15 protein-coding genes and 2 pseudogenes are annotated in these 21,666 nt (G+C 71.7%); 6 read left to right on the top strand and 11 right to left on the bottom strand.

The window, feature by feature from the left end; all coding sequences use genetic code 11:
- Position 1: 1 nt before the first annotated feature.
- The 5 genes from C6361_RS33135 to C6361_RS33115 all read right to left on the bottom strand — a co-directional run bounded on the left by C6361_RS33135 (position 2) and on the right by C6361_RS33115 (position 6,165).
- A complete protein-coding gene (locus C6361_RS33135; protein ID WP_107260728.1) occupies positions 2-940 on the bottom strand; it encodes an ABC transporter permease in 939 nt (312 codons plus the stop codon).
- A gap of 93 nt (positions 941-1,033) precedes the next feature.
- Complete coding sequence (locus C6361_RS33130; protein WP_107260729.1) at positions 1,034-1,960, bottom strand: ABC transporter permease; 927 nt, start codon at positions 1,958-1,960, stop codon at positions 1,034-1,036.
- A 180-nt stretch (positions 1,961-2,140) separates the two neighbouring features.
- Complete coding sequence (locus C6361_RS33125; RefSeq protein ID WP_107260731.1) at positions 2,141-3,772, bottom strand: ABC transporter substrate-binding protein; 1,632 nt, start codon at positions 3,770-3,772, stop codon at positions 2,141-2,143.
- Positions 3,773-4,231: 459 nt separating this feature from the next.
- Positions 4,232-4,915: a response regulator transcription factor gene (locus tag C6361_RS33120; protein ID WP_107260733.1), complete on the bottom strand. Its 684-nt coding sequence runs from the start codon at positions 4,913-4,915 to the stop codon at positions 4,232-4,234.
- 5 nt (positions 4,916-4,920) lie between these two features.
- Positions 4,921-6,165, bottom strand: a complete 1,245-nt coding sequence (locus tag C6361_RS33115) for an ATP-binding protein (RefSeq protein ID WP_304598560.1) — start codon at positions 6,163-6,165, stop codon at positions 4,921-4,923.
- A 205-nt stretch (positions 6,166-6,370) separates the two neighbouring features.
- On the opposite strand from C6361_RS33115, the gene C6361_RS33110 reads away from it, so the two are divergent.
- From C6361_RS33110 to C6361_RS33100, 3 genes and pseudogenes are all read left to right on the top strand, one after another.
- Positions 6,371-7,984, top strand: coding sequence for a PspC domain-containing protein (locus C6361_RS33110; RefSeq protein ID WP_107270134.1), 1,614 nt, complete (start codon positions 6,371-6,373; stop codon positions 7,982-7,984).
- Positions 7,981-8,259: pseudogene (locus C6361_RS39365) on the top strand (hypothetical protein); the annotation flags it as partial. The gene C6361_RS33110 and the pseudogene C6361_RS39365, both read left to right, overlap by 4 nt.
- Positions 8,260-8,724: 465 nt before the next feature.
- The gene (locus tag C6361_RS33100) at positions 8,725-9,978 is read left to right on the top strand and encodes a phosphatidylserine decarboxylase (protein ID WP_107260737.1); all 1,254 of its coding nucleotides are present in this window, start codon (positions 8,725-8,727) and stop codon (positions 9,976-9,978) included.
- 198 nt (positions 9,979-10,176) lie between these two features.
- Here the strand turns inward: C6361_RS33100 and C6361_RS33095 are convergent, their stop codons facing one another.
- The 3 genes from C6361_RS33095 to C6361_RS33085 all read right to left on the bottom strand — a co-directional run bounded on the left by C6361_RS33095 (position 10,177) and on the right by C6361_RS33085 (position 13,561).
- The gene (locus C6361_RS33095; RefSeq protein ID WP_234359693.1) at positions 10,177-11,082 is read right to left on the bottom strand and encodes a phosphatidylcholine/phosphatidylserine synthase; all 906 of its coding nucleotides are present in this window, start codon (positions 11,080-11,082) and stop codon (positions 10,177-10,179) included.
- A 443-nt stretch (positions 11,083-11,525) separates the two neighbouring features.
- The gene (locus C6361_RS33090) at positions 11,526-12,455 is read right to left on the bottom strand and encodes an NUDIX hydrolase (protein ID WP_107271328.1); all 930 of its coding nucleotides are present in this window, start codon (positions 12,453-12,455) and stop codon (positions 11,526-11,528) included.
- Positions 12,456-12,613: 158 nt separating this feature from the next.
- Positions 12,614-13,561 carry an NUDIX domain-containing protein gene (locus tag C6361_RS33085; RefSeq protein ID WP_107260741.1) on the bottom strand — a complete coding sequence of 316 codons (948 nt, stop codon included), beginning with the start codon at positions 13,559-13,561 and terminating at the stop codon, positions 12,614-12,616.
- A gap of 166 nt (positions 13,562-13,727) precedes the next feature.
- Between C6361_RS33085 and C6361_RS33080 the strand changes: the two are divergent.
- A pseudogene (locus tag C6361_RS33080) lies at positions 13,728-14,042 on the top strand (PspC domain-containing protein); the annotation flags it as partial.
- 205 nt (positions 14,043-14,247) lie between these two features.
- Here the strand turns inward: C6361_RS33080 and guaA are convergent.
- Positions 14,248-15,801 (bottom strand): glutamine-hydrolyzing GMP synthase, encoded by a 1,554-nt coding sequence (gene guaA / locus C6361_RS33075; RefSeq protein WP_107270133.1) that lies wholly within the window; start codon positions 15,799-15,801, stop codon positions 14,248-14,250.
- Between the two features lie 79 nt (positions 15,802-15,880).
- Positions 15,881-17,677 (bottom strand): FAD-dependent oxidoreductase, encoded by a 1,797-nt coding sequence (locus tag C6361_RS33070; RefSeq protein WP_107271327.1) that lies wholly within the window; start codon positions 17,675-17,677, stop codon positions 15,881-15,883.
- 271 nt (positions 17,678-17,948) lie between these two features.
- Between C6361_RS33070 and C6361_RS33065 the strand changes: the two genes are divergently transcribed.
- A complete protein-coding gene (locus C6361_RS33065) occupies positions 17,949-19,022 on the top strand; it encodes an LCP family protein (RefSeq protein ID WP_369931468.1) in 1,074 nt (357 codons plus the stop codon).
- Between the two features lie 18 nt (positions 19,023-19,040).
- On the top strand, positions 19,041-20,033 hold the full coding sequence (locus C6361_RS33060) for a hypothetical protein (protein ID WP_234359158.1): 993 nt from the start codon (positions 19,041-19,043) through the stop codon (positions 20,031-20,033).
- 115 nt (positions 20,034-20,148) lie between these two features.
- Here the strand turns inward: C6361_RS33060 and C6361_RS33055 are convergent, their stop codons facing one another.
- The gene (locus C6361_RS33055; RefSeq protein ID WP_234359157.1) at positions 20,149-21,612 is read right to left on the bottom strand and encodes a M1 family metallopeptidase; all 1,464 of its coding nucleotides are present in this window, start codon (positions 21,610-21,612) and stop codon (positions 20,149-20,151) included.
- Positions 21,613-21,666: the final 54 nt, after the last annotated feature.

Raw genomic sequence — 21,666 nt, 5'->3', positions numbered from 1 at the left:
CTCACCGCAGCCTCGGGTCGAAGGCGTCGCGGATCGCGTCGCCGAGCATGATGAACGCCAGCACGGTCATCGCCAGGAAGACCGACGGCCAGACCAGCGGGGTGGCCGTCTCCCGGACGTACGGTGCCGCCGTGGAGATGTCGATCCCCCAGGAGATCGCGTCGCCGCGCAGACCGACGCCGAGGAAGGTCAGGGTCGCCTCGGTGGAGATGTTGACGCCGAGCAGGATGGTCAGCACCACCACGAACGGCGCCGCCGCGTTCGGCAGGATGTGCCGGAACATCAGCCGGCCGGAGCCGGCGCCGAGCATCCGGGCCGCCGCCACGTAGTCCTGGTTCTTCGCCGAGATGACCGACGACCGCATGATCCGGGCGCCGGTCGTCCAGGTCAGGACGCCGAGGGTGAAGACCACCGCGACGAAGCCCGAGTTCTGCGGGTCGGAGGAGAGCCGCCGGGCCAGCACGATCGCCGCGAGCAGGGTGGGAATGCCCAGCACGATGTCGATGCCCCGGGCGAGCAGGGCGTCGACCCAGCCACCGAAGTAGCCGGCCGCCATGCCGACGATCAGGCCGATCACTCCGGCGATGATGGTCGCGAAGAGCCCGATCAGCACCGAGTTGCGGGCGCCGTAGATCGTCCGGGCGTAGACGTCGCAGCCCTGGAAGTTGTAGCCGAAGATGGCCGAGCCGCTCGGTCCCTGGTGCTGCCGGGACAGTGCGCACGCGTCCGGGTCGGCCGAGGTGAACAGGCCCGGGAAGGCCGCCATCACCACGACCACCAGCACCAGGACGGCGGCGGCCCAGAAGATCCAGTTGCGCCGGAGGTCTTCCCAGGCATCCCCGGTCAGACTCCGCGGCTTCTCCTGACCGCCGTCCGGGGACACCGGCACACCGGCGGCACTGGGTACCTCCGCCTGGGTGACGGATTCGACGTTGCTCATCGGGCGCCTCGCTTACTCGTGCCGCTGCCTCGCTCCGCTCGGCGCCGCCACCGGGACGGTGTCACGCCGAGCCGACTGATTCGCGCACTTCGCTCACTCATAGCGGATCCTCGGGTCGAGTACCGCGTACAGCAGATCGACGACCAGGTTGGCCACCAGGAAGACGATCACCAGGATGCTGACGAAGCCGACCACCAGTGGGCCGTCCTCGGTCCGGATCCCGCGGAACAGGTTGAAGCCGACGCCCGGGATGTTGAAGACACCCTCGGTGACGATCGCCCCGGCCATCAGGTTGCCCAGGTCGACACCGATCAGCGTGACGACCGGGATCAGCGAGTTGCGCAGCACGTGCACGCCGATGACCCGACGGTTCGCCAGTCCCTTGGCCCGGGCGGTACGAACGTAGTCCGAGCGCAGGTTCTCCGCCACCGAGGCCCGGGTGACCCGGATCTGGGTGGCGATCACCAGACAGCTCAACACCAACGCCGGCAGGATGAGTTGATAGAACCCGGGATCGGCGCCGGCTGTCGCCGGGAACCACTTGAGCTGCACCCCGAAGATGAGCTGCGCCAGCGGCGCCAGCACCACGATCGGCAGGGAGAGCAGGATCAGGGTGATGATCAGCGTGGTGGTGTCGAAGACGCCGCCGCGACGGATTCCGGAGACGATGCCGGCGGTGACGGCGACCAGCGCCGAGATGATGATCGCGAAGACCGCCAGCCGGATGGTCACCGGCCAGGCCTGCTGCATCATGTCGCTGATCGGCCGGTTGGTCAGCGAGATGCCGAAGTCACCGGTCAACAGGCCACGCATGTAGTGGCCATATTGGACGATGAACGGGTCGTCCAGATGGTACCTTTCGGTGAGCGCCTGCCGGACGTTCTCCGGCAGCGGACGCTCACCCGCCAGAGCCTGGAGCGGGTCGTCCTGGTTGGCGAACATCAGCGCGTACACGATGAAGGTGGCCCCGAAAAACGTCAGGACCCCTTGCAGGACGCGCCGCACGAAGTAGCGGAACATATCAAGTCCTTAGAGACGAGCATCGGTGACTGCCTGCTGGGCAGCAGACCGTGATGCGCACGGTAGCGACCGCAGCCTCACCGGTCCCGGTCACCGGGGCCGGTGAGGCTCGTACGGACGGTCCGATCCGACCCGAGCTGGGCCGGGCGGACCGGACCGTCCGTCGCTGGAGCAGTCAGGTCAGCTCGTCGCCTCGATCTTGAGGAGCTCGACCTTCTGGAACTTGTCGACCTCGACGTTCTTGACCCGCTCCGAGTGGCCGAAGACGTTCTGGCCGAGCCGCAGCGGAATCACCGGCATGTCGCGGGCGAGGATGTCCTCGGCCTGCTGCCACAGCTTGATGGCCTCTTCCTGGGTCGGCGCGGCCGAGCCCTGCTTGACCAGGTTGTCGAACTCCGGGTTGCTGTAGCCGTAGTAGTTCGACGAACCGCCGGTCCCGTACAGCGGGCCCAGGTAGTTCTCCATCAGCGGGTAGTCCATGATCCAGCCGAGCCGGATCATGCCGACGTCTTCCTTGTTCTCGACCTTGGTGAGCAGGTCGGCGAACTTCGGCTCGCCGACGCCGACGCAGTCGACGCCCAGGTTGGTCTTGAGCTGGTTGCAGGTCGCGTCCACCCACGCCTTGTGACCACCGTCGGCGTTGTAGGTGATCTTGATCTGCTTCGGGCCGCCCGCGGCCTCGTACGCCGTCTTGGCCTTGGCCGGGTCGTAGGTGCAGGCCTCGCCGCAGCTGTTCTCGCGGTAGCCGGCCACCGCCGGGGAGACGAACGACGTCGCCGGGGTCTGCGAGCCACGGAAGACGTTGTCGGTGATCTCCTTGCGGTTGATCGCCATCGAGATCGCCTTGCGGACCTCGACCTTCGAGTACTGCGGGAGGAAGGTCGGGAAGCCGACGAACTGGAAGACCGAGTTCGAGCTGGTCTTGAAGCGGTCACCGAGGTCGGCCGGGGCGGTGCCCAGGTTCTCGATCGGGATCTGGGTCACCACGTCCAGGGCGCCACCCATCAGGTCGGCGTACTGGGCGGTCTGCTCCTGGTAGATCTTGTAGGTGACGCCGCCGACCTTCGGCTTGTCGCCCGGGTACTCGGCGTAGCGCTCGACCTCGATCTTCGAGTCGTGCTGCCAGGTGCCCTTCATCTTGAACGGGCCGTTGCCGATCGGGGCCTGCTCGTAGTCCTCCTTGAGCACGCCCTCGGAGGCGAACGCCGCGTTCGGCAGCGGGTAGAAGACGGTGTAGCCCATGACCGAGCGCCAGCCGGAGAAGGGCTCGCTCAGCGTCACGGTGAAGGTCAGGTCGTCGACCTTCTTCAGACCGGTGAGGGTCTTCGCCTTCGGGTCCGGAGCCTTCTGCGGGCCGTCGCCGTCCGGGTCCTCGGACTGCAGGTCCTTGTAGCCCTCGATGCGCTCGAAGAAGTACGAGCCGCCGTTGCCGTTCGGGCCGTACGCCGCGTGGTTCCAGGCGTTGATGTAGTTGTCGGCGCCGACCTTCTCACCGTTGTGGAAGGTGTAGCCGTCCTTCAGCTTGATCGTCCAGACCTTGTTGTCGGTCGACTCGACCGACTCGGCCGCGACCGTGTACGGCTTGTTCTCGGCGTCGAAGTCCACCAGCGGGCTGAAGAGTGCGGCCAGCACCTCGGCACCGTTGGACTCGGTGGTGTTGGAGGGGATCAGGTGCTGCGGCTCGCCGATGCCGATCGAGACCAGGGCGTCGGCCGCCGAGGTCTCGTCGTCGCCGCCGCCGCCGCAGCCTGCCGCCAACAACATTATGGCGGTCGCTCCGACCGCCATCTTTAACGGGAATTGCCCGCGCATGAGTGAAGCCTCCTCAGGGCGCTCACGAGGGACTGTGAGGTGACTGACACTGTGACACTGAGCCGCCTAGCGCGGAAAGGTGCCGTTATCAACCCGTTAGTTGCCGGCAATGTTTCAGGCGTGTGCCCGGCCACCCGACCACCCCTCCGAACACGGCGATGAGCAGGCGAAACGTCACCGACGCGGGCCGCTCCGACGGCCGTCCGCACGGCTTGTTGTGACCTTTCCCGCGTCACCCCGGGCGCTCTCCGATGTCAAGCGCATACCTACCGTGCTCGTCCGTTTGGACGATACGGGACTGCGCACCGGGGGTCCGGCGGCCCGCCAGACAGTGATGGACATCGATTCAGCGTATCCGATCGTCACCGTCCGGACACCCACCGCTCGGCTGATGCCGTACCGGTGGATCGCCGACGCCGCACCGACGACCCGCCCGCCGCCGCCGACGGACGTCGCGGCTCAGACGAGCCGGCGGTCGGCCGCCCACCGGGACAGCTCGTAGCGGTTGGACATCTGGAGCTTGCGCAGAACGTTCGAGACGTGCGTCTCCACCGTCTTGATGGAGATGAACAGCTCCTTGGCGATCTCCTTGTAGGCGTAGCCCCGGGCCAGCAGCCGGAGCACCTCGCGCTCGCGGTTGGTGAGCTGGTCCAGCTCCGGGTCGGCGACCGGCGCGTCCGGCCGGGAGGCGAAGGAGTCCAGCACGAACCCGGCCAGCCGGGGACTGAACACCGCGTCGCCGTCGGCGACCCGGCGGATCGCGGCGGTCAGCTCGTCCGGCGAGATGGTCTTGGTGACGTACCCCCGGGCACCGGCCCGGATCAGCCCGATCACGTCCTCGGCGGCGTCGGAGACGCTGAGCGCCAGGAACCGCACCTCCGGACGGGTACGCCGGACCGCCTCCAGCACCGCCCGACCGCCCCCGTCCGGCATGTGCACGTCGAGCAGCACCACGTCCGGCTCGGTGGCGGCGATCCGGCTGATCGCCTCGGCCACCGTGCTGGCCTCGCCGACCACCTCGACGTGCGCCCCCAGCTCGGCGCGGACGCCGGCCCGGAACATCGCGTGATCGTCGACGAGGAAGACCCGCAGCGGTCGCGGCGCCGGGGTTTCCTCCCGCGCCGGCTCCGTCGGCTCAACCATGATCGTTACCTGTCCTTCCCTGGTGCCGCGCCCTCCCGGGGTATCGGGAGGAAGAGTCTCACCTCGGTGCCGTCCCCCGGCGTACTGCGGATCTCCGCCCGCCCGCCGTGCCGCTTCATCCGCCCGATGATCGAGCCGCGTACGCCGTGCCGGTGGTCCTCAACGGTAGTCGGGTCGAACCCCGCACCGCGATCGCGGACGAAGACACTCACCTGCTCCGGTTCGACCTCGGCATAGAGCGAGACGGTCTGCACCTTGGCGTGCCGGGCGGCGTTGACCAGCGCCTCCCGGGCCGCGGCCACCAGCGCGCCGACCCGCTCGTCGGTCTCCCGGTCGCCGACCACCACCGCCTCCACGGTGATCGCGAAGGTGTCCTCCACCTCGGCGGCGGCCTGCTCCAGCGCCGCCGCGAACCGCTCGTTCGGCGAACCGGTCGGCTTGTAGAGCCAGCTCCGCAACGAGCGCTCCTGCCCGCGGGCGAGCCGCTGCACCGTCTTGACGTCGGCCGCGTTGCGCTGGATCAGGGCGAGGGTGTGCAGCACCTGGTCGTGGATCATCGCGGCCAGCTCGGCCCGCTCCTGCTCCCGGATCCGCCCCTCCCGCTCGGCCCGCAGCTGGTTGTAGGTCCGCCAGAGCACCGGGGCGGCCACCACGCCGACCCCGGCGAGCGCGACCAGGGCGAAGATCACCCCGTTGACCACCGCGTCGAAGTTGCCCTGCGGGCGGTAGACCGCCACCACCCCGATCAGGCCGACCGCGACCAGCACCCCGCCGCCGATGAACCGCAGCACGAAGGCCCGCCGGTCGCTCTCCGCCACCACCGCCCCCAGCCACGGCACCGGCAGCGACTGGTCCCACTGCCAGCGGCGCTCCGGCGCGGACTGGTGCCAGATCACCCCGGCGCCGACCGCGATGATCGAAACCAGCCAGCCGGCCGTGCCGGCCACCCCGTCGGACTTGAAGGCGAGTACCTCGATCAGGATCACGGCGAGGCCGATGGCGACGAACGGCAGCAACTGGAAGACGTTGCGCCGGGGCGGGGCGGCCCCACCGGGCAGCGGCGGCACCACCGCCCAGAACGCCGCGTAGAGCAGCAGGCCGAGCCCGCTGAACCCGAGCAGCAGCAGGAACGCCACGCGTACCCACACCGCCCGGATGCCCAGGTGCAGGGCGATCCCGGCAGCCACGCCGGCGACCATCCGGTGGTCGCGGGCCCGGTAGAGGCGGGGCGGCTCGGTCGTGGCGCGGATCTTCGGACTCCTCGTCGTCTCGGGCGGCGGGGTGACCCGGCGGACCTGCCCGGTCACGTCCCGTTCCACCGACGCTCCGATCGTCACACGTCGGCCGGCTTAGCAGCCATGGGGACTCCCCGGACTTCACGTACCGGATATCTCAGGGTGGGCTCAGGGTTGTCGCCTGAGGCCGGCCGCACCTGCGACGACGGAGGATCGGAGCATGACCGACGACGCTGCCGCCGCCCGTGGAACGCCCGGTCCGGTGGGCGACCCCGACCGAGCGGAGCGCCCCGGCCCGGCCCCGGAGGCACCCGGCACGCCCGGCCCGGCCGCCGCCGGCCCGGAGCGGACCGAGCCGGCACCGCCACCGGGTACCGGCTGGCCCCCGCCCCCCGGCCCGACCCCACCACCGGGTACGACCCCGCCCCCCGGCCCACCACCGCCCGGAGCCGGCGGGCCGCCGCCGGAGTTCGGGTTCACCTACCGGTACGGGCTGGTCCGGCCGAGCGAGGGCCGCTACCTGGCCGGGGTCTGCGCCGCGATCGGCCGGGCCACGAACAGCGACCCGATCCTCTGGCGGGTCCTCCTCGCCGTACTCGGTTTCTTCGGCGGCATCGGCCTGCTGGTGTACCTCGCCGCCTGGCTGATCATCCCCGCCGAGGGCGACACCGCCTCGCCCGTCGAGTCGATGCTCGGCCGGGGCCGGTCGAGCATGTCCCCGGTCACCGTGCTGATCCTCGGCATCGTCGCCGCGGTGATGTTCGGCTTCATCGTGACCGACACCTACCGGGCCGTACTGCTCGGCGCGGCGGTGCTGATCGGCGGCGCGCTGCTGCTCAACCGCGACCGGAACCGCACCGGACCGTACTGGCAACCGGGTGCCGGGCCACCGCCGCCAGCCGGCTATCCGCCACCCGGACCCGGCCAGCCGGTACCGCCGCAGGCCGCGCCCGGCCAGCCGGTCTGGTACCCGCCGGCACCCCAGCCGACCGCCGCGCCGGGCCACCCCGCCGGGCCGACGACGGCCGCCCCGGCCCCGCCGGCTCCGGCCTGGCCGACGAACCCGCCACCGGTGGCCGTACCGACCGGACCGCACCCGGGCGTACCGCCGGTACCACCCGTACCGGGGGGCTACCGCGCGCCGTTCGCGCCGCACGGCCCGTACGCCGCACGGCCGGCTCCGGCTCCGCCGCCACCGCCGAAGGTCAAGCCACCGAAGCGGCCTCGTGAGCGCTCCGCGCTGGGTGCCGCCACCTTCTCGATGATCTTCGTGGCGATCGGCGTGGTCGCGATCCTGGACCTGACCGACGCGGTCCGGGTCATGCCGTCCACCTACTTCGCCGCCGTCCTGCTGACCATCGCCCTCGGGCTGCTGGTCGGGGCCTGGTTCGGCCGGGCCCGCTGGCTGATCGCCCTCGGCCTGGTCGCGGCCTGTGCCCTCGGCATCTCCACGGTCGCCGAGTCCTACACCAGGCTGCGCGCCGAGGACGACGTGCTCTGGGCACCGGCCAGCTACGAGGTGATGGCCGACCGCTACGAGACCCGGCTCGGCAACGCCACGCTCGACCTGACCCGGATCGACTTCACGAACCGGGACGCCCGGGTGAGCGTGGACGTCGATCTCGGCGAGGTGAAGGTGATCCTGCCGCCCACCGTCGACGTGACCGTACGACTCGACGTGAACGCGGGCGACGCCCTGGTCCTGGACCGCAGGTACAGCAACTTCGACGGCAACCAACGGGAGGTGACCGACCTCGGCGAGGACGGACCCGGTGGCGGGAAGCTGCTGCTCAACCTGTCGGTCGACGCCGCCACCGCGGAGGTGACTCGATGAAGGCACACCGTACCGACGGAGTGTCGCTGACGTTCGCCGTGATCTTTCTCGGCGTCACCGCCTGGTGGCTCTTCGCGCAGCTCACCCACGTCACACTGCCGGCCATCGGCTGGCTGGTGGCCGCCGGCCTGATCGGGGTCGGCGCGCTGGGCCTGGTCGGCGCGCTCCGGGCCAACCGGTCCGGGCGGCAGCCGTCGGCGGCGCCGGAGGCGCCCGACCCCGGCTCCCCGGCCGCGCCGACCGGCGGCGACGCCGCCGACCCCGGACCGACCGACGCGCCCCTCGGGACGCTCTTCGACCGGGACCCGCTCCTCACCCCGGACCCGACCGACCGACTCGACCCCGACCCCACCGACCGACTCGACCCGGACCCCACCGGCCGGCTCGACCCGGACCCGACCGAGCGGCTCGACCCGGACCCGACCGAGCGGCTCGACCCGGACCCGACCGAGCGGCTCGACCGGCTCTCCGACCGGGACACCGAGGTACTCCCGACGGCGGCCGGTGAACCGGCCGAGGCGCCCGACACGGCGGCGGACCGGCGGGACGAGCGGCCCGCGTGACGCCACGAGCGGCCGGCACGATCAGTGCGACTCGGTCAGGGCGTGCCTAAACTGGCCGGCGGAGGTTCGCGCCTCCGCCGGCCGGTCACGTGCCAGCGGCCGGGAAACCGCCGCACCGCGTAGCCCGCGCCGCCATCGGCAGCCGCCCGTCCTGACCTCGCGAGGAGCCCGCCCGAGATGACCCAGTCCCCCGCCGTACGCGCCACCGGCCCAGGCCGCCCGGTCCGCGTCGGCGAGCGCGCCGCCCGCGTCCTCACCACCGAGATGGCCCGGCATCACGGCCCGAAGACCACCCTGCTGGTCGGGGTCACCACCGACTCGTCCGTACTGGCGGCGGCGGTCGACGCGCTGCTCCCCGGCGACGTACTCACCGTGGTGCCGGCGGACGCGCTCGGCGCCGACCAGCTCCGCGAGCACGTCACCGCCCTCGGGCAGTGGACCGCACAACGGGTCCGGGTCGCCGACTCGCTGGCCGACGCGGACCCGGCGGACGTGGTGATCGCCGCGGAACCGCTGGCCGGCAGCGCCGAGGAGACCCGGAGCGCGCTGGACGGACTCGGCAAGTACCTGACCGACGGCGGGGTACTCAGCGTGCTGGTGCCCGCCCTGCCCGGCCGGGCGCCGGGGGCGGTCGGCGAACTCGAACGGCAGAGCGCGCTCTTCGGCGTCGGCAGCGACCTCGTCCTGGTCAACCAGCCGCCGGTCCGCGCGCACCGGCTCCGGTTCACCCCGGCCGAGGTCTCGGTGGCGGCCCGGTTGGCGCCCGCGCACCGTACGTCGAGCATTCCGCTGACCCGCGGGATGCACATCGACTCCAACGGGGTCGCGGCGGCCGGCATCGCGCTCGGGCTGGCCGCGCTCACCCGGGTCACCCGGCCGAAGTCCCGGCTCTGGCTGCTGCCCGCGCTCGCCGCCGGCCCGGTGGCGGCGTTCTTCCGGGACCCGGAGCGGGACATCCCGGACGACGAGTCCGCCGTGGTCGCCGCCGCCGACGGTCAGGTGCTCTCCGTGCAGCGGCTCCGGGACGAGCGCTTCGGTGACGGCGAGTTCCTCCGGGTCGCGGTCTTCCTCTCCGTACTCGACGTGCACGTCAACCGCGCACCGGTGGCCGGCAAGGTGGTCGACTACTTCGTCGCCGACGGCGGGTTCGCGGCGGCGATGAAACCGGACGCGGAGCACAACGTCGCCGCGTACACGGTGCTCGACACCGAGCACGGCACGGTGGTGGTGGCCCAGCGGACCGGCCTGATCGCCCGGCGGATCGTGCAGCGGGCACCGATCGGGGCACTGCTGGCCCGGGGGGAACGGTTCGGCCTGATCAGGTTCGGTTCGCGTACCGACGTCTACCTGCCGGCCGACGCGGCCGAGCCGGTGGTCGGCCCGGGCGAGCGGGTCATCGGCGGATCCTCCGTGATCGCCCGCTGGCGCTGACCCTGGGACAGCGCCGCCGCCCCTACGCCCGGCCGGCCGGGCGGACCGGCGGCGTGTCAGCGGAAACGGCCGTGCCGCAGATCACCGTGGTGAGTCTGCGGCACGGCCGTACTGCTTTCGAGAATTCCAGCTCTTCCCCGGGCGGATCCGGCGGCGGGCGGGCGGGTGACGCCGGCCGACCGCTCGACCGTGGGGCGGTCAGGCGGTGCGGCGCTGGCGCAACCAGAGCAGCGGGCCGCTGACCAGGTAACCGACCACCAGGATCGCGAAGGTGAGTCGGATGTCGACCAGGGCACCGATCAGCGGGGCCAGCCAGAGCCACGGCGGCAGCTTGATCAGGCGGGCCAGCTTGGCGTACGGGAAGCTGGAGACCATGGCGAAGGCCAGCAGCCCGACACCGGCCACCTGCACCCCACCGGAGACCGGCAACCCGATCAGCACCGCCAGGGCGAGCACCGCCGCGGCCATCGTGGTCGGCACGCCGCAGAAGAACCGCCCGTCCTTCGGCGAGACGTTGAACCGGGCGAGCCGGATCGCCGCGCAGGCGGCGACGAGTGCGCAGGCCACCGCTGCGGCGGCGGTCGAGACCGAGCCCACCAGCGAGGCGTAGACCACCACCGGGGCGGCCAGGCCGAACGAGCACATGTCGGCCAGCGAGTCCATCTGGGCACCGAACGGGCTGGCCACGCCCATCTTGCGGGCCAGCGCCCCGTCGAGGCCGTCGAACGCCACGCAGGCGATCAGGCAGTACGCCGCCACCCGCACGTCGCCCTGCATGGCCTGGAAGATGGCGAGCAGCCCGAGGGTCAGGCTGGCCAGGGTGCAGGCGTTGACCACGGCGAACTTGATCCGGCGCGCCATGCTCCGTTCGCCGGGCAGCAGCGGGATCGCCATCCCCGCTCCGGGTGCGTCGACCGGATCGGCCGGGCCGACGGCCGGACTCACCGGCACGACCGCCTCGATCTCGGCGGCGGTCAGCGGGCCGACGTCGTACGGGTCGAGCCGGGTGGAGTCCTCGGGGTAGAAGCGGTCGGGCCGCACGAGGACACCGGGGCTGTCGTCGCCCAGGTCGTGATCCCGGCGTCCCACCCGGACCAGCAACACCTGCCGGGCGAACGTACCGCTGCGGCGTAGCCGCCCCGCCCAGCGACGCCCTGCCGGGCGCGGGCTGTCCGACGTACGACGCCGACGCCATGGGGCTCTCGGCACGTTTCCTCCATCACCGGATCAACTTTGTCCGCCACCGTGGCGGCACCCGCCCAAGCGCCATCGGGCGCCGGGACTCCTTGGCCGGCAACCAATTGCGGCCTACACCATCGCACAGACGGCAGGGATTGGCGATAGCTGCCTGAGGGGTATTTATCCCAAAACACCCAAGGCACTCAGACCTCCCATCCGGGGCGCTACCCCCGGCGTGGCACACACTGCCGGCCCGCCTGCAACTCTAGCCGAACCAGTCACAGTCATCGTTTCGGGAGAGATTTCCGCGTTCGCTGCCCGCCCCGCCGGCCGCCCGACCGGCCGGGGAGCAGCGGCCGGAGGTGCGCCTAGAGCTGCGACAGCGCCGCGTCCACCACCTCGGTACGCGGCAGCTCCGCCACCTCGTCCCGGGAGAACCAGCGGGCCGTCTCGGTCGAGCCCCCCGCCGCCTCGGTGACCCTCGCCTCGGTGGGCGCGTCGACCTCGACCCGGTAGATCACCCGGACCCCGTGCCAGTCCAGCGGCCGACCCTCGGGGCCGAACTCGGCGGTGTTGTGCCGGTGCGACACGTGCAGCAGCCCGGTCACCCGGCCGAGCTGGCCGGTCTCCTCGACCAGTTCCCGCAGCAGCGCGCTGACCGGCTGCTCGCCGTGGTCGGTACCCCCGCCGGGCAGGTGCCACCGGCCGGCGCCGGGGAACCCGGTCGCGATCCGGGTCAGCAGGATCCGGCCGGCGGGATCGGTGGCCAGCCCGTACGCCGCGAACCGCTGGTACCGGTCGGGCGGTGCCAGGGGCGCGGTACCGCCCGGCGCGGACCCGGCCGGGTCCGGTGCGGGCCAGGCGCCCTCGGGCAGCGGGTCCGCCGGGCGGCCGAGCAACTCGGCGGTGAACGGCATCAGGGCCAGCCCGGCCAGGTCCTCCCGGTCGATCCAGGCGACCTCGTCGGTGCCGCCGTCCGCCTCGGCACGCAGCTCGCCGCCGGTCGGTACGACGTCGTAGACGATCCGGTCGGTGTGCTCGGCCACCGGCCCGTCGACCTCGGCCAGCCGGATCACGTCGGCGAGCACCACCCGCAGCCCGGTCACCGCGACGGTCAGCCCGGTCTCCTCGACGAACTCGCGCTGCAACGCCGCCCTCGGATGCTCCCCGTGCTCGACGCCGCCCCCGGGCACCTGCCAGACGCCGGGAAAGGGTAGGGCCGCGGAGCCTCGGACGAGCAGCACGCGCTCACCGTCCCGACACAGCCCGTACGCCCCGATCCGCCGTCGCCGTCGCACCACGCCGCCCCTTCCCCCGCGCCCGCACCGATCATGCCGGTCCGGGCCGACGGCCGGCGCGGGCGGGTCGGAAAACGGGGTCGGAGCTGGAGTCGGACGTGGGGCCGGTAACCGGGCCGGGAAGCGGCTTGGGAAGCGGGTCGGGAACCGGGTGGCGGTCAGCCCAGCCGGGCCGCCTGGACGGCCTCGGCGGTCACCTCGGTCAGCCGGTCCACCGGCAGCGCCTCCAACTCCTCCCGGCCGAACCAGCGGGCCTCGGAGGTGGAGCCGCCGACGTCACCGACGGTCGGCGGGGCGGGCGAGTCGACGACCACCCGGTAGAAGGCGCGTACCCCGTGCCAGTCGATCGGATAGCCCTCGGGGCCGAGCGAGGCGGCGTCCCGGTGGCTCGCCACCCCGATCAGCTCGACCAGCCGGCCGCGCTGCCCGGTCTCCTCGACGAGTTCCCGGATCAGTGCGGCGCCGGGCTGCTCGCCGTAGTCGGTGCCGCCGCCGGGCAGGTGCCAGCAGCCCGCGCCGGGGTAGCCGTCGGCAACCCGGGTCAGCAGCACCCGGCCGTCCGGGTCGGTGGCGACCGCGTACGCCGCGAAGCGCTGGGCCCGGTGCAGCCCGTCCGGCCCGGGCACGGCGTGGAAGGAGGGGAACTCCGGCGCCTCCTCCGGCCGCAGGTCGATCGGCCCGCTGGGCAGGCCGAGGGCGCGCGCGGTGAAGGGCCGCAGCAGCAGCTTCTCCGCCTCCGCCAGGCTGTGCCAGCGGGCGAGGTCGGTCGGCTGGCCGATCCGGTCGCAGAGCGTGCCGCCGCGTACGGAGACCTGGTAGAGCAGCCGGTCGGTGTGGATCGTGACACCCCGGTGCGGCAGCGACCTCATGTCGGCGAGGACGTCCCGCAGCCCGACGACGGAGACGGAGAGGCCGGTCTCGGCGGCGGTCTCGCGCACCACGGTGTGGTTCGGGTCCTCGCCGTGGTCGACAGCGCCACCGGGCAGCGACCAGACGCCGGGCGTTCCGGACCGGGAGGAGGCCCGGACCAGGAGCACCCGATCGGTTGAATCGGTGCAAATCGCGTATGCAGCGATCTTGCGGATCGGTTCCAGCGCGGGGGTCACAGGACCAAATTCTCCCTTGATCATCCAACCCGACCACGAAAAGAGTCGGATTCCTGACAGTTGGCCCTACTGTCGGGATGCCGGTGGCACCGGTCAGGGGAGGGTCAGGGTCGCTATCCGGGCGGTCACCGAGGACGCGCCGGCCGTCCGGGCGGACCGTGGAACCATGACGCAGATACCGTTCAGCCAGCCCCCGTACAAGCAGCTCCGTCGACCGACCACCGACCGGATGATCGCCGGTGTGGCCAGCGGACTCGGCCGCTACTTCAACGTCGACCCCACCCTGGTCCGGGTGGTCTTCGCCGCCATCGCGGTCTTCACCGGCGGGCTCGGCCTGCTGGCCTATCCGGTGCTCTGGTTCCTGATGCCGGAGGAGCCGGCCGACGCCCCCGCCTGGCCGCACCCGCCCGGCACCGGACCGGTCTGGCCGCCGAGCTGGGCGCACGGCACCCGGACGGCTACGCCGACCCCGCCGGCCGGCCCGCCGACCGCCCCGACCGCCCCGACCGCCCCGACGGCTCCGGCCGCACCGACCGGTGCTCCGGCGGCCGCGCCGGCGCCCGGGGTGCAGCAGACGCACCCGGCCGAGCCGGTCGCACCGACCGGCCCGCCGGCCGGCGTGGACGGGCCGACGGAGGCGTTCGGCGGTACGCCGCCGAACCCGCGCTAACCGAGGCGGACCGGGGTCACTCCCACTCGATGGTGCCCGGCGGCTTGCTCGTCACGTCGAGCACCACCCGGTTGACCTCGGCGACCTCGTTGGTGATCCGGGTGGAGATCCGGGCGATCACGTCGTACGGCAGGCGGGACCAGTCCGCCGTCATGGCGTCGGAACTCGACACCGGCCGGAGCACCACCGGGTGCCCGTAACTGCGTCCGTCACCCTGCACCCCGACGCTGCGTACGTCGGCGAGCAGCACCACCGGGAACTGCCAGACGTCCCGGTCGAGACCGGCGGCGGTGAGTTCCTCCCGGGCGATCAGATCCGCCGCCCGGAGCAGGTCGAGCCGCTGCCGGTCCACCGCCCCGATGATCCGGATCGCCAGCCCCGGCCCGGGGAACGGGTGCCGCCAGACCATCGCCTCGGGCAGCCCCAGCGCCAGTCCGAGCTGGCGTACCTCGTCCTTGAAGAGCGTGCGCAGCGGCTCGACCAGCGAGAACTTCAGATCCTCCGGCAGGCCGCCGACGTTGTGATGCGACTTGATGTTGGCCGTACCGGTGCCGCCGCCGGACTCGACCACGTCGGGGTAGAGGGTGCCCTGCACCAGGAACTCGACGTCCCCGCTGGCGGCCACCTCCCGGGCCGCAGCCTCGAAGACCCGGATGAACTCCCGGCCGATGATCTTGCGCTTCTGCTCCGGGTCGGTCACCCCGGCGAGCGCGTCGAGGAACCGGTCGGCCGCGTCGACCACCTTGAGCTTGATCCCGGTCGCCGCGACGTAGTCCGACTCCACCTGCTCGGCCTCGCCGGCCCGCAGCAGGCCGTGGTCGACGAAGACGCAGGTGAGCTGGTCGCCGACGGCCTGGTGCACCAGCGCGGCGGCGACCGCCGAGTCGACCCCGCCGGAGAGGCCGCAGATGACCTCCTTGTCGCCGACCCGGGAACGGATCTCGGCGATCTGGTCGGAGATGATGTTCTCCGGGGTCCAGGTCGGCTCGATCCCCGCCACGTCGTAGAGAAAGCGCTCCAGCATCCGCTGGCCGTGCTCGGTGTGCCCGACCTCGGGGTGGAACTGGGTGCCGACCCGGCGGCCGACGAGGTCCTCGAAGGCCGCCACCGGCGCACCGGGCGACTCGGCGGTCACGGTGAACCCGTCCGGCGCCTCCGTCACACAGTCACCGTGGCTCATCCAGACGGACAGCTCGGCCGGCAGGTCCCGGAGCAGTGCGGTCGCGTCGGACCGGGCCCGCAGGGCGGTGCCGCCGTACTCCCGGCCGCCGGTGTGCGCCACCGTGCCGCCGAGGGCCCGGGCCATCGCCTGGAAGCCGTAACAGATGCCGAAGACCGGCACGCCGCTGTCGAAGAGCTTCGCGTCGACCTGCGGGGCGCCCGGCGCGTAGACGCTGGCCGGGCCGCCGGAGAGGATGATCGCGGCTGGATCCCTGGCCAGCATCTCCGAGACCGGCATCGAGTGCGGGACGATCTCCGAGTAGACCCGGGCCTCCCGGACGCGGCGGGCGATGAGCTGGGCGTACTGGGCTCCGAAGTCCACCACGAGGACCGGGCGCGGCGTGTTCATGTGTACGAAGCCTACCCAGCACGGGTCCCGACCCGGAAACCGCCGCACGGGCGGACGGGGCACCGGGGAACGCGGTGGATCACCAGCGGAGCGCGGCCGGGGCGTCGGGCGGTACCGCCGGGCGGCTCGGCGGTGTCGGCGGGATCCTGGCGTACGCCGCGCCGAGCGGGGGGCGGAGGTCCGGGGCACCCCGGTTGGGCCAGAGCGAGATCGCCCGTTCCGCCTGGGCGACGATGGTCAGCGACGGGTTCACCCCGAGGTTCGCCGAGACCGCCGCCCCGTCCACCACGTGCAGTCCCGGATGCCCGAAGACCCGGTGGTACGGGTCGACCACCCCCTCGGCGGCGGTCGCCCCGATCACCGCCCCGCCGAGCAGGTGCGCGGTGACCGGCATGTCGAAGGGCTCGGTCACCGACCCGCCGGGGATGCCGCCGATCTGCTCGGCGAGCAACCGGACCGCCCGGTTGCCGGCCGGGATCCAGGTCGGGTTGCCGGCGCCGTGCCCGGGCGCGGTCGCCAGCCGGTGCCGGCCGAACCGGCCACGGCGGTAGTGCACGGTCAGCGAGTTGTCCAGCGACTGCATGACCAGCGCGATCACGGTGCGCCGGGACCAGTCCCGGACCGAGAGCAGCGGCAGGTAGGTCAGGGGTCGCCGGGCCAGGATGCCGAGCCAGCGCCGGACTCGGCGCGGACCGCCGTCGACCAGGGCCGACTGGAGCAGTCCCATCAGGTTGGCACCGTGGCCGTAGCGGACCGGCTCGACGTGGGTCGCCGGGTCGGGGTGGAAGGAGCTGGTGATCGCCACCCCGTCGGTGAAGTCCAGCCCGCCACGCCGGGCGGCCCGTACCGGCACCGTGGCGCCGAGGATCGCCTCCGAGTTGGTCCGGGTCAGCGCGCCGAGCCGGGGCGAGAGGTGCGGCAGCGCCCCGGCGGCGCGCATCCGGTGCAGCAGCCGCTGGGTCTGCAACGCGCCGGCCGCGAAGACCACCTGACCGGCCCGGATCCGTTGGCGGTGCCGGACCGGCCAGGCTCCGGTGCGTACCGTCTCGATCTCGTAGCCGGTGCCCGACGGCGCCGGCCGGACCGAGGTGACCGTGGTCAGCGGGCGGACCTGCGCGCCGTGCCGCTCGGCCAGCCAGAGGTAGTTCTTGACCAGGCTGTTCTTGGCGCCGTGCCGGCAGCCGGTCATGCAGGCGCCGCAGTGCAGGCAGCCGGTCCGCTCCGGGCCGGCCCCGCCGAAGTAGGGATCGGCCACCCGCTCCCCCGGCCGGCCCAGGTGGACCCCGACCGGGGTGGCGTGGAAGGTGTGCCCGACCCCCATCCGGTCGGCCACCGCGCGCATCGCCCGGTCCGCCGCCGTCTCCTTCGGGTACGTCGTGACGCCGAGCATCCGTTTCGCCTGGTCGTAGTGGGGGGCGAGTTCACCCTGCCAGTCGGTGATCTCCCGCCACTGTGGATCGGCGTAGAACGCGGGCAGCGGCTCGTAGAGCGTGTTGGCGTAGACCAGGGAGCCGCCGCCGACGCCGGCACCGGAGAGCACCAGCACCTTCGCCGGTGCCGTACCGCCGCCGTGCTCGCCGGGGGCGGCACGGCCGGTGGAGCGGAGCAGGGTGATCCGCTGGATGCCGTAGCAGCGCAGCGCGGGCGCCCAGAGGAAACGGCGGATCCGCCAGGAGGTTTTCGGCAGCTCGTGGTCGGCGAACCGTCGCCCGGCCTCCAGGACGAGGACCGAGTAACCCTTCTCGACCAGGCGCAGCGCCGCCACGCTGCCGCCGAAGCCCGACCCGATGACGACGACGTCGACGTCGACGTCGACGTCGACGTCGACGGGCGGTTCGGTGCTGTCGGTGGGATCGGTGCCGGCGGATTGCCCCATGTTGAGCATCATTACCGAGCGGTAGCTATCGCACCAGGCGGGATCTGCGCCATCATTTCCTGCTGCCGCGCTCCTGCGGTGCAACGTCGGCGGGCCGACGAGGCGTCTTATGGGTTACGGCCGGTCCTGGCAGACCGCACGGCCGAGGGGAAGTGGACGCGTGGCTGATCACGGGGAAAGCGCTACCGGCGTACCCGGAAACGACGACGGGCCGGCATCCGGCCACGGCGGCGGCCGGCCGAGACGGCGCCGGATCGTCTGGCTCGCCGCGATCGTCGCGGTCGCGGTGCTGCTCGCCGGTACGGCCTACGCGGCCAACCGCCTCTGGGGCGGCGGCGGCTCCGATCCGGCTCCGACGGCCCGGCCGAGTACGCCGGCACCGACCACGGCGGCACCGACGCCGAGCCCGACTCCGGAACCCGGCGCCGACATCAAGGGGCCACTCAACCTGCTGCTGGTCGGCGTCGACACCCGGGTCAGCAAGCCGGACTGGGAGCCGCACGCCGACGCGGTGCTGGTCCTGCACGTCACGAAGGAACTCGACCGGGCATACCTCTTCGCGCTCCCCCGCGACCTGGTCGTCGACATCCCGCGCTTTCCCAGGGCGAACTTCCCCGGCGACCGCACCAAGCTGACCCACGCGATGAGCTACGGCAGTCGGGTACCCGGCCGGAACAAGCGCCCGAGCACCGCGCAGGGCTTCCAACTGCTCTCCGCGACGGTGAGCGCGTACACCGGGATCAAGCGGTTCGACGCCGGTGCGGTGCTCACCTTCGGCGGCTTCGACGAGCTGGTCGACGCCCTCGGCGGGGTGGACCTCTACGTGGACCAGCGGGTGGTCTCGCAGCACCGGGAGCCGGACGGCACGCACCGCGCGCTGCGCGGCGGCGGTTACGTCGGACCGCAGATGGTCTACGAGAAGGGCCGCCGCACCCTGACCGGCTGGCAGGCGCTGGACTACGCCCGGCAGCGCTACACCACCGGTGGCGCGTACACCCGGCAGCGGCACCAGCAGCAGCTCATCAAGGCGATGCTGACGAAGATCCTCAGCCAGGACCTGGCCCGGGACTCCGAGCGGGTACGCCAGGTCGTCCGCGCGCTCGGCGACGCGCTGACCTTCAGCAGCGGCAGCGGCTCCGACATCGTCGACTTCGGGTACGCGCTGAGCCGGCTCCGCCCCGAGACGATGACCCTGGTGGCGCTCCCCGGCAGCGGAGTCGGCCGGGGCAGCGGCTACCGGGGCGAGCAGCTCACCTCGGTCGGCCGCAAGTTCATCGCCGAACTACGCGCCGGCCGGGCCGACGCCTACCTGGCGGCCAACCCGAAACTTGTGATCAGGAACTGAAGCAATAGCCTGCACTCGATGATCTCCGAGGCATCCGGCCTCGGGTCGTCGAGATTCGGGGAGGACAACATGCAGTTCGGTAAACGACTGACAGTCCTGGTCACACTGGTTCTCGGTTCCCTGGTCCTGTCTGGAACCCCAGCTCAGGCCGCCTATTACAACACCTACACCACCATCGCCAGCACGCCCAACACGAGCTGCTGCACCGGGGTACAGGGCTTCGCGGCCGGATCCACCTACCTCTACTCGATCAAGAACCGCACCAATTACGACGACACCTCGGTCATCTACCGCGTCCACAAGACCACCGGCGCGCGGGTGCTGATGACGAACGGCACGAACGGCGGGTCGACCAACCCGTGGCTCGGGCACGCGAACGACATGACGATCGTCGACATCGACGCGCAGCACCACATGTTCGTCGTCACCATGAAGGCGAGCGGCCCGCAGCTCGTGCGGCTCCGCTACGACGGCACCACCTACTACCACGCCGGGTCGTACGAGTTGCGTCTCAACGGGGCCGTGGCGACGCCGTCCGGGATCCACCGCGTCTCGGTCACCAGCACCACGATCACGTTCATGTTCAAGAGTGGACGGACGATCTACAACGGCAGTCTCCCGCTGCGCGCCTCCTCCGGGACCATCGAGCTGACGAACGCGTTCAACCTCCAGGTCGACGGCGCCCTCGTCAACGGCGCGGTGGTGCCGGACCTCGGGACCTTCACCAACCAGGGCTTCTTCTACGACGCGCCCAAGAAGGTTCTCTACTACCCGCTGACCAAGGAGAACCGCAGCATCGTGCTCGTCTACCGGAACGTGTCGCCGACGACGACCGGAACCGCGCCGGCAGCCGCCGACCTCTCCTTCCGGATCACGTCCTCGGCGTACACGTTGTTCGAGATCGAGGGCGTGGGAATCAGCGACGGCAAGCTCTACTTCAACACCAACCGGGCGAACTCCAGCGGCGCCCACGACGCGATCCACGTCTTCGACGGCTACGTCGCGGCCTGACGCATCCCGACCAGCGCGGAATCGCTGTGACTCAGCGATTGAGTCACAGCGATTCCCACGCCGGTTGCCGCGATCGGAAGTGGCCCGGCTCGAAGCACCGGTCCGCGCCGCTGCGTTATTCGGCGTGCTTCGGCCGGGCCGGGCGCTTCTTGCCATAGAGCCAGGCGTCGAAGAGGGCGTCCAACTGCTGGCCAGAGACCCGTTCGGCGACCGCCACGAATTCCTCGGTGCTGGCGTTCGCGTCCTTCTTCTCCGCTGCCCAGGTGCGCAGCAGCTTGAAGAACGCGTCGTCGCCAATGGTGACCCGCAGCGCGTGCAGCGTCATGCCGCCGCGCTGGTACACCGATTCGCTGAAGATGTTCGCCGCGCCCGGCCGACCCGGCGGGAGCTGCCACACCGACTTGTCCATCTGCTGGTAGCGCACGTCGAACGCCTGCTGGGCCCGTTGCCGGCCGGAGTGTTCCGCCCAGAGCCACTCGGCGTATGTGGCGAAGCCCTCGTTGAGCCAGATGTCCTGCCAGGTCTTCAGCGCCACGCTGTTGCCGAACCACTGGTGCGCCAACTCGTGCGCCACCACCTCGTTGCGGGCGTTCGGTCCGAAGAAGACGGAGGCGTAGACGGGGCGACTCTGCGTCTCCAGGGCGTACCGGATCCGGTCGTCCGCGACCACCACCCCGCCGTACGCCTCGACCGGGTACGGGCCGAAGAGCGTCTCCAGGTAGTCGGCGACCTTGGTGGTGCTGGCCATGGCCGTGTCGGCGGCACCCCTGCGCACCGAGTCGGCCACCGCCGTATAGAGCGGCCGCCCCTTGTGGGTGCCGGTCTTCACCCGGTACTTACCGATCACCAGCGTGCTCAGGTAGCTGGCCATCGGCGTGCTCTCCGACCATTTCCAGGTGGTCCAGCCGGCGTCGACGGTACTGCCGCCCGGGGTGCCGTTGCTGATCGCCACCAGGCCCTTCGGCACGGTGATCTCGAAGCTGTAGGTCGCCTTGTCCACCGGGTGGTCGTTCACCGGGAACCAGGTGCTCGCCGACTCCGGCTGACCGAGCGCGATCGCGCCGTCGGCGGTGTGCAGGAAGCCGCCGTCGCCAAGGTCCTTGTTGCGCAGCGGTGCGGGCTTACCGTGGTACTCGATCACCGTGCTGAACCGGGTGCCGGTCGGCAGCCCCTTCGCCGCGGTGACCACCAGTTCGTTGCCCTGCCGGGCGGAGGTCGCCGGTGCGCCGTCCACGGTGACCGACCGTACCGTGAGGCCGGCCAGGTCGAGGTTGAACCGGGCCAGGTCGGCGGTGGCGCTCGCCGAGACCGTCGTCGTGCCGCTGAGCTGGTCGGTCTTCGGGTCGTACCGGACCTTGATCTCGTACCGGTCGACGTCGTAGCCGGCGTTGCCATACGTGGGGAAGTAGTCGTCGCCGACACCGTTTGCACCCGGCTGGAAGTTGTAGCTGGGGGTGGCGGAGGGGGTCGGGCCGGGCGGCACCGCCGTCTTCTCCGGGTCGCCCTGGCAACCGGTCAGGCCGAGCGCGCCAGCCACCACCATGCCGACTGCCGCCCGATAGCGCCGCGTCGTCGTCATCTGCACCAATCCGTGAGTGATTCCCGACGCGACCTGCTGCGCCGTGGGGACTGT

Source organism: Plantactinospora sp. BC1 (assembly GCF_003030345.1).
Taxonomy (GTDB): Bacteria; Actinomycetota; Actinomycetes; order Mycobacteriales; family Micromonosporaceae; genus Plantactinospora.
This window is presented reverse-complemented; position numbering and strand designations above follow the sequence as displayed.

Bases quoted from the DNA above. Each gene is read 5' to 3' on its own strand.
- C6361_RS33135 (WP_107260728.1), bottom strand. From the start codon at position 940: ATGAGCAACGTCGAATCCGTCACCCAGGCGGAGGTACCCAGTGCCGCC.
- C6361_RS33110 (WP_107270134.1), top strand. From the start codon at position 6,371: ATGACCGACGACGCTGCCGCCGCCCGTGGAACGCCCGGTCCGGTGGGC.
- C6361_RS33100 (WP_107260737.1), top strand. From the start codon at position 8,725: ATGACCCAGTCCCCCGCCGTACGCGCCACCGGCCCAGGCCGCCCGGTC.
- C6361_RS33060 (WP_234359158.1), top strand. From the start codon at position 19,041: ATGATCTCCGAGGCATCCGGCCTCGGGTCGTCGAGATTCGGGGAGGAC.
- C6361_RS33130 (WP_107260729.1), bottom strand. From the start codon at position 1,960: ATGTTCCGCTACTTCGTGCGGCGCGTCCTGCAAGGGGTCCTGACGTTT.
- C6361_RS33125 (WP_107260731.1), bottom strand. From the start codon at position 3,772: ATGCGCGGGCAATTCCCGTTAAAGATGGCGGTCGGAGCGACCGCCATA.
- C6361_RS33055 (WP_234359157.1), bottom strand. From the start codon at position 21,612: ATGACGACGACGCGGCGCTATCGGGCGGCAGTCGGCATGGTGGTGGCT.
- C6361_RS33120 (WP_107260733.1), bottom strand. From the start codon at position 4,915: ATGGTTGAGCCGACGGAGCCGGCGCGGGAGGAAACCCCGGCGCCGCGA.
- guaA (WP_107270133.1), bottom strand. From the start codon at position 15,801: ATGAACACGCCGCGCCCGGTCCTCGTGGTGGACTTCGGAGCCCAGTAC.
- C6361_RS33070 (WP_107271327.1), bottom strand. From the start codon at position 17,677: ATGGGGCAATCCGCCGGCACCGATCCCACCGACAGCACCGAACCGCCC.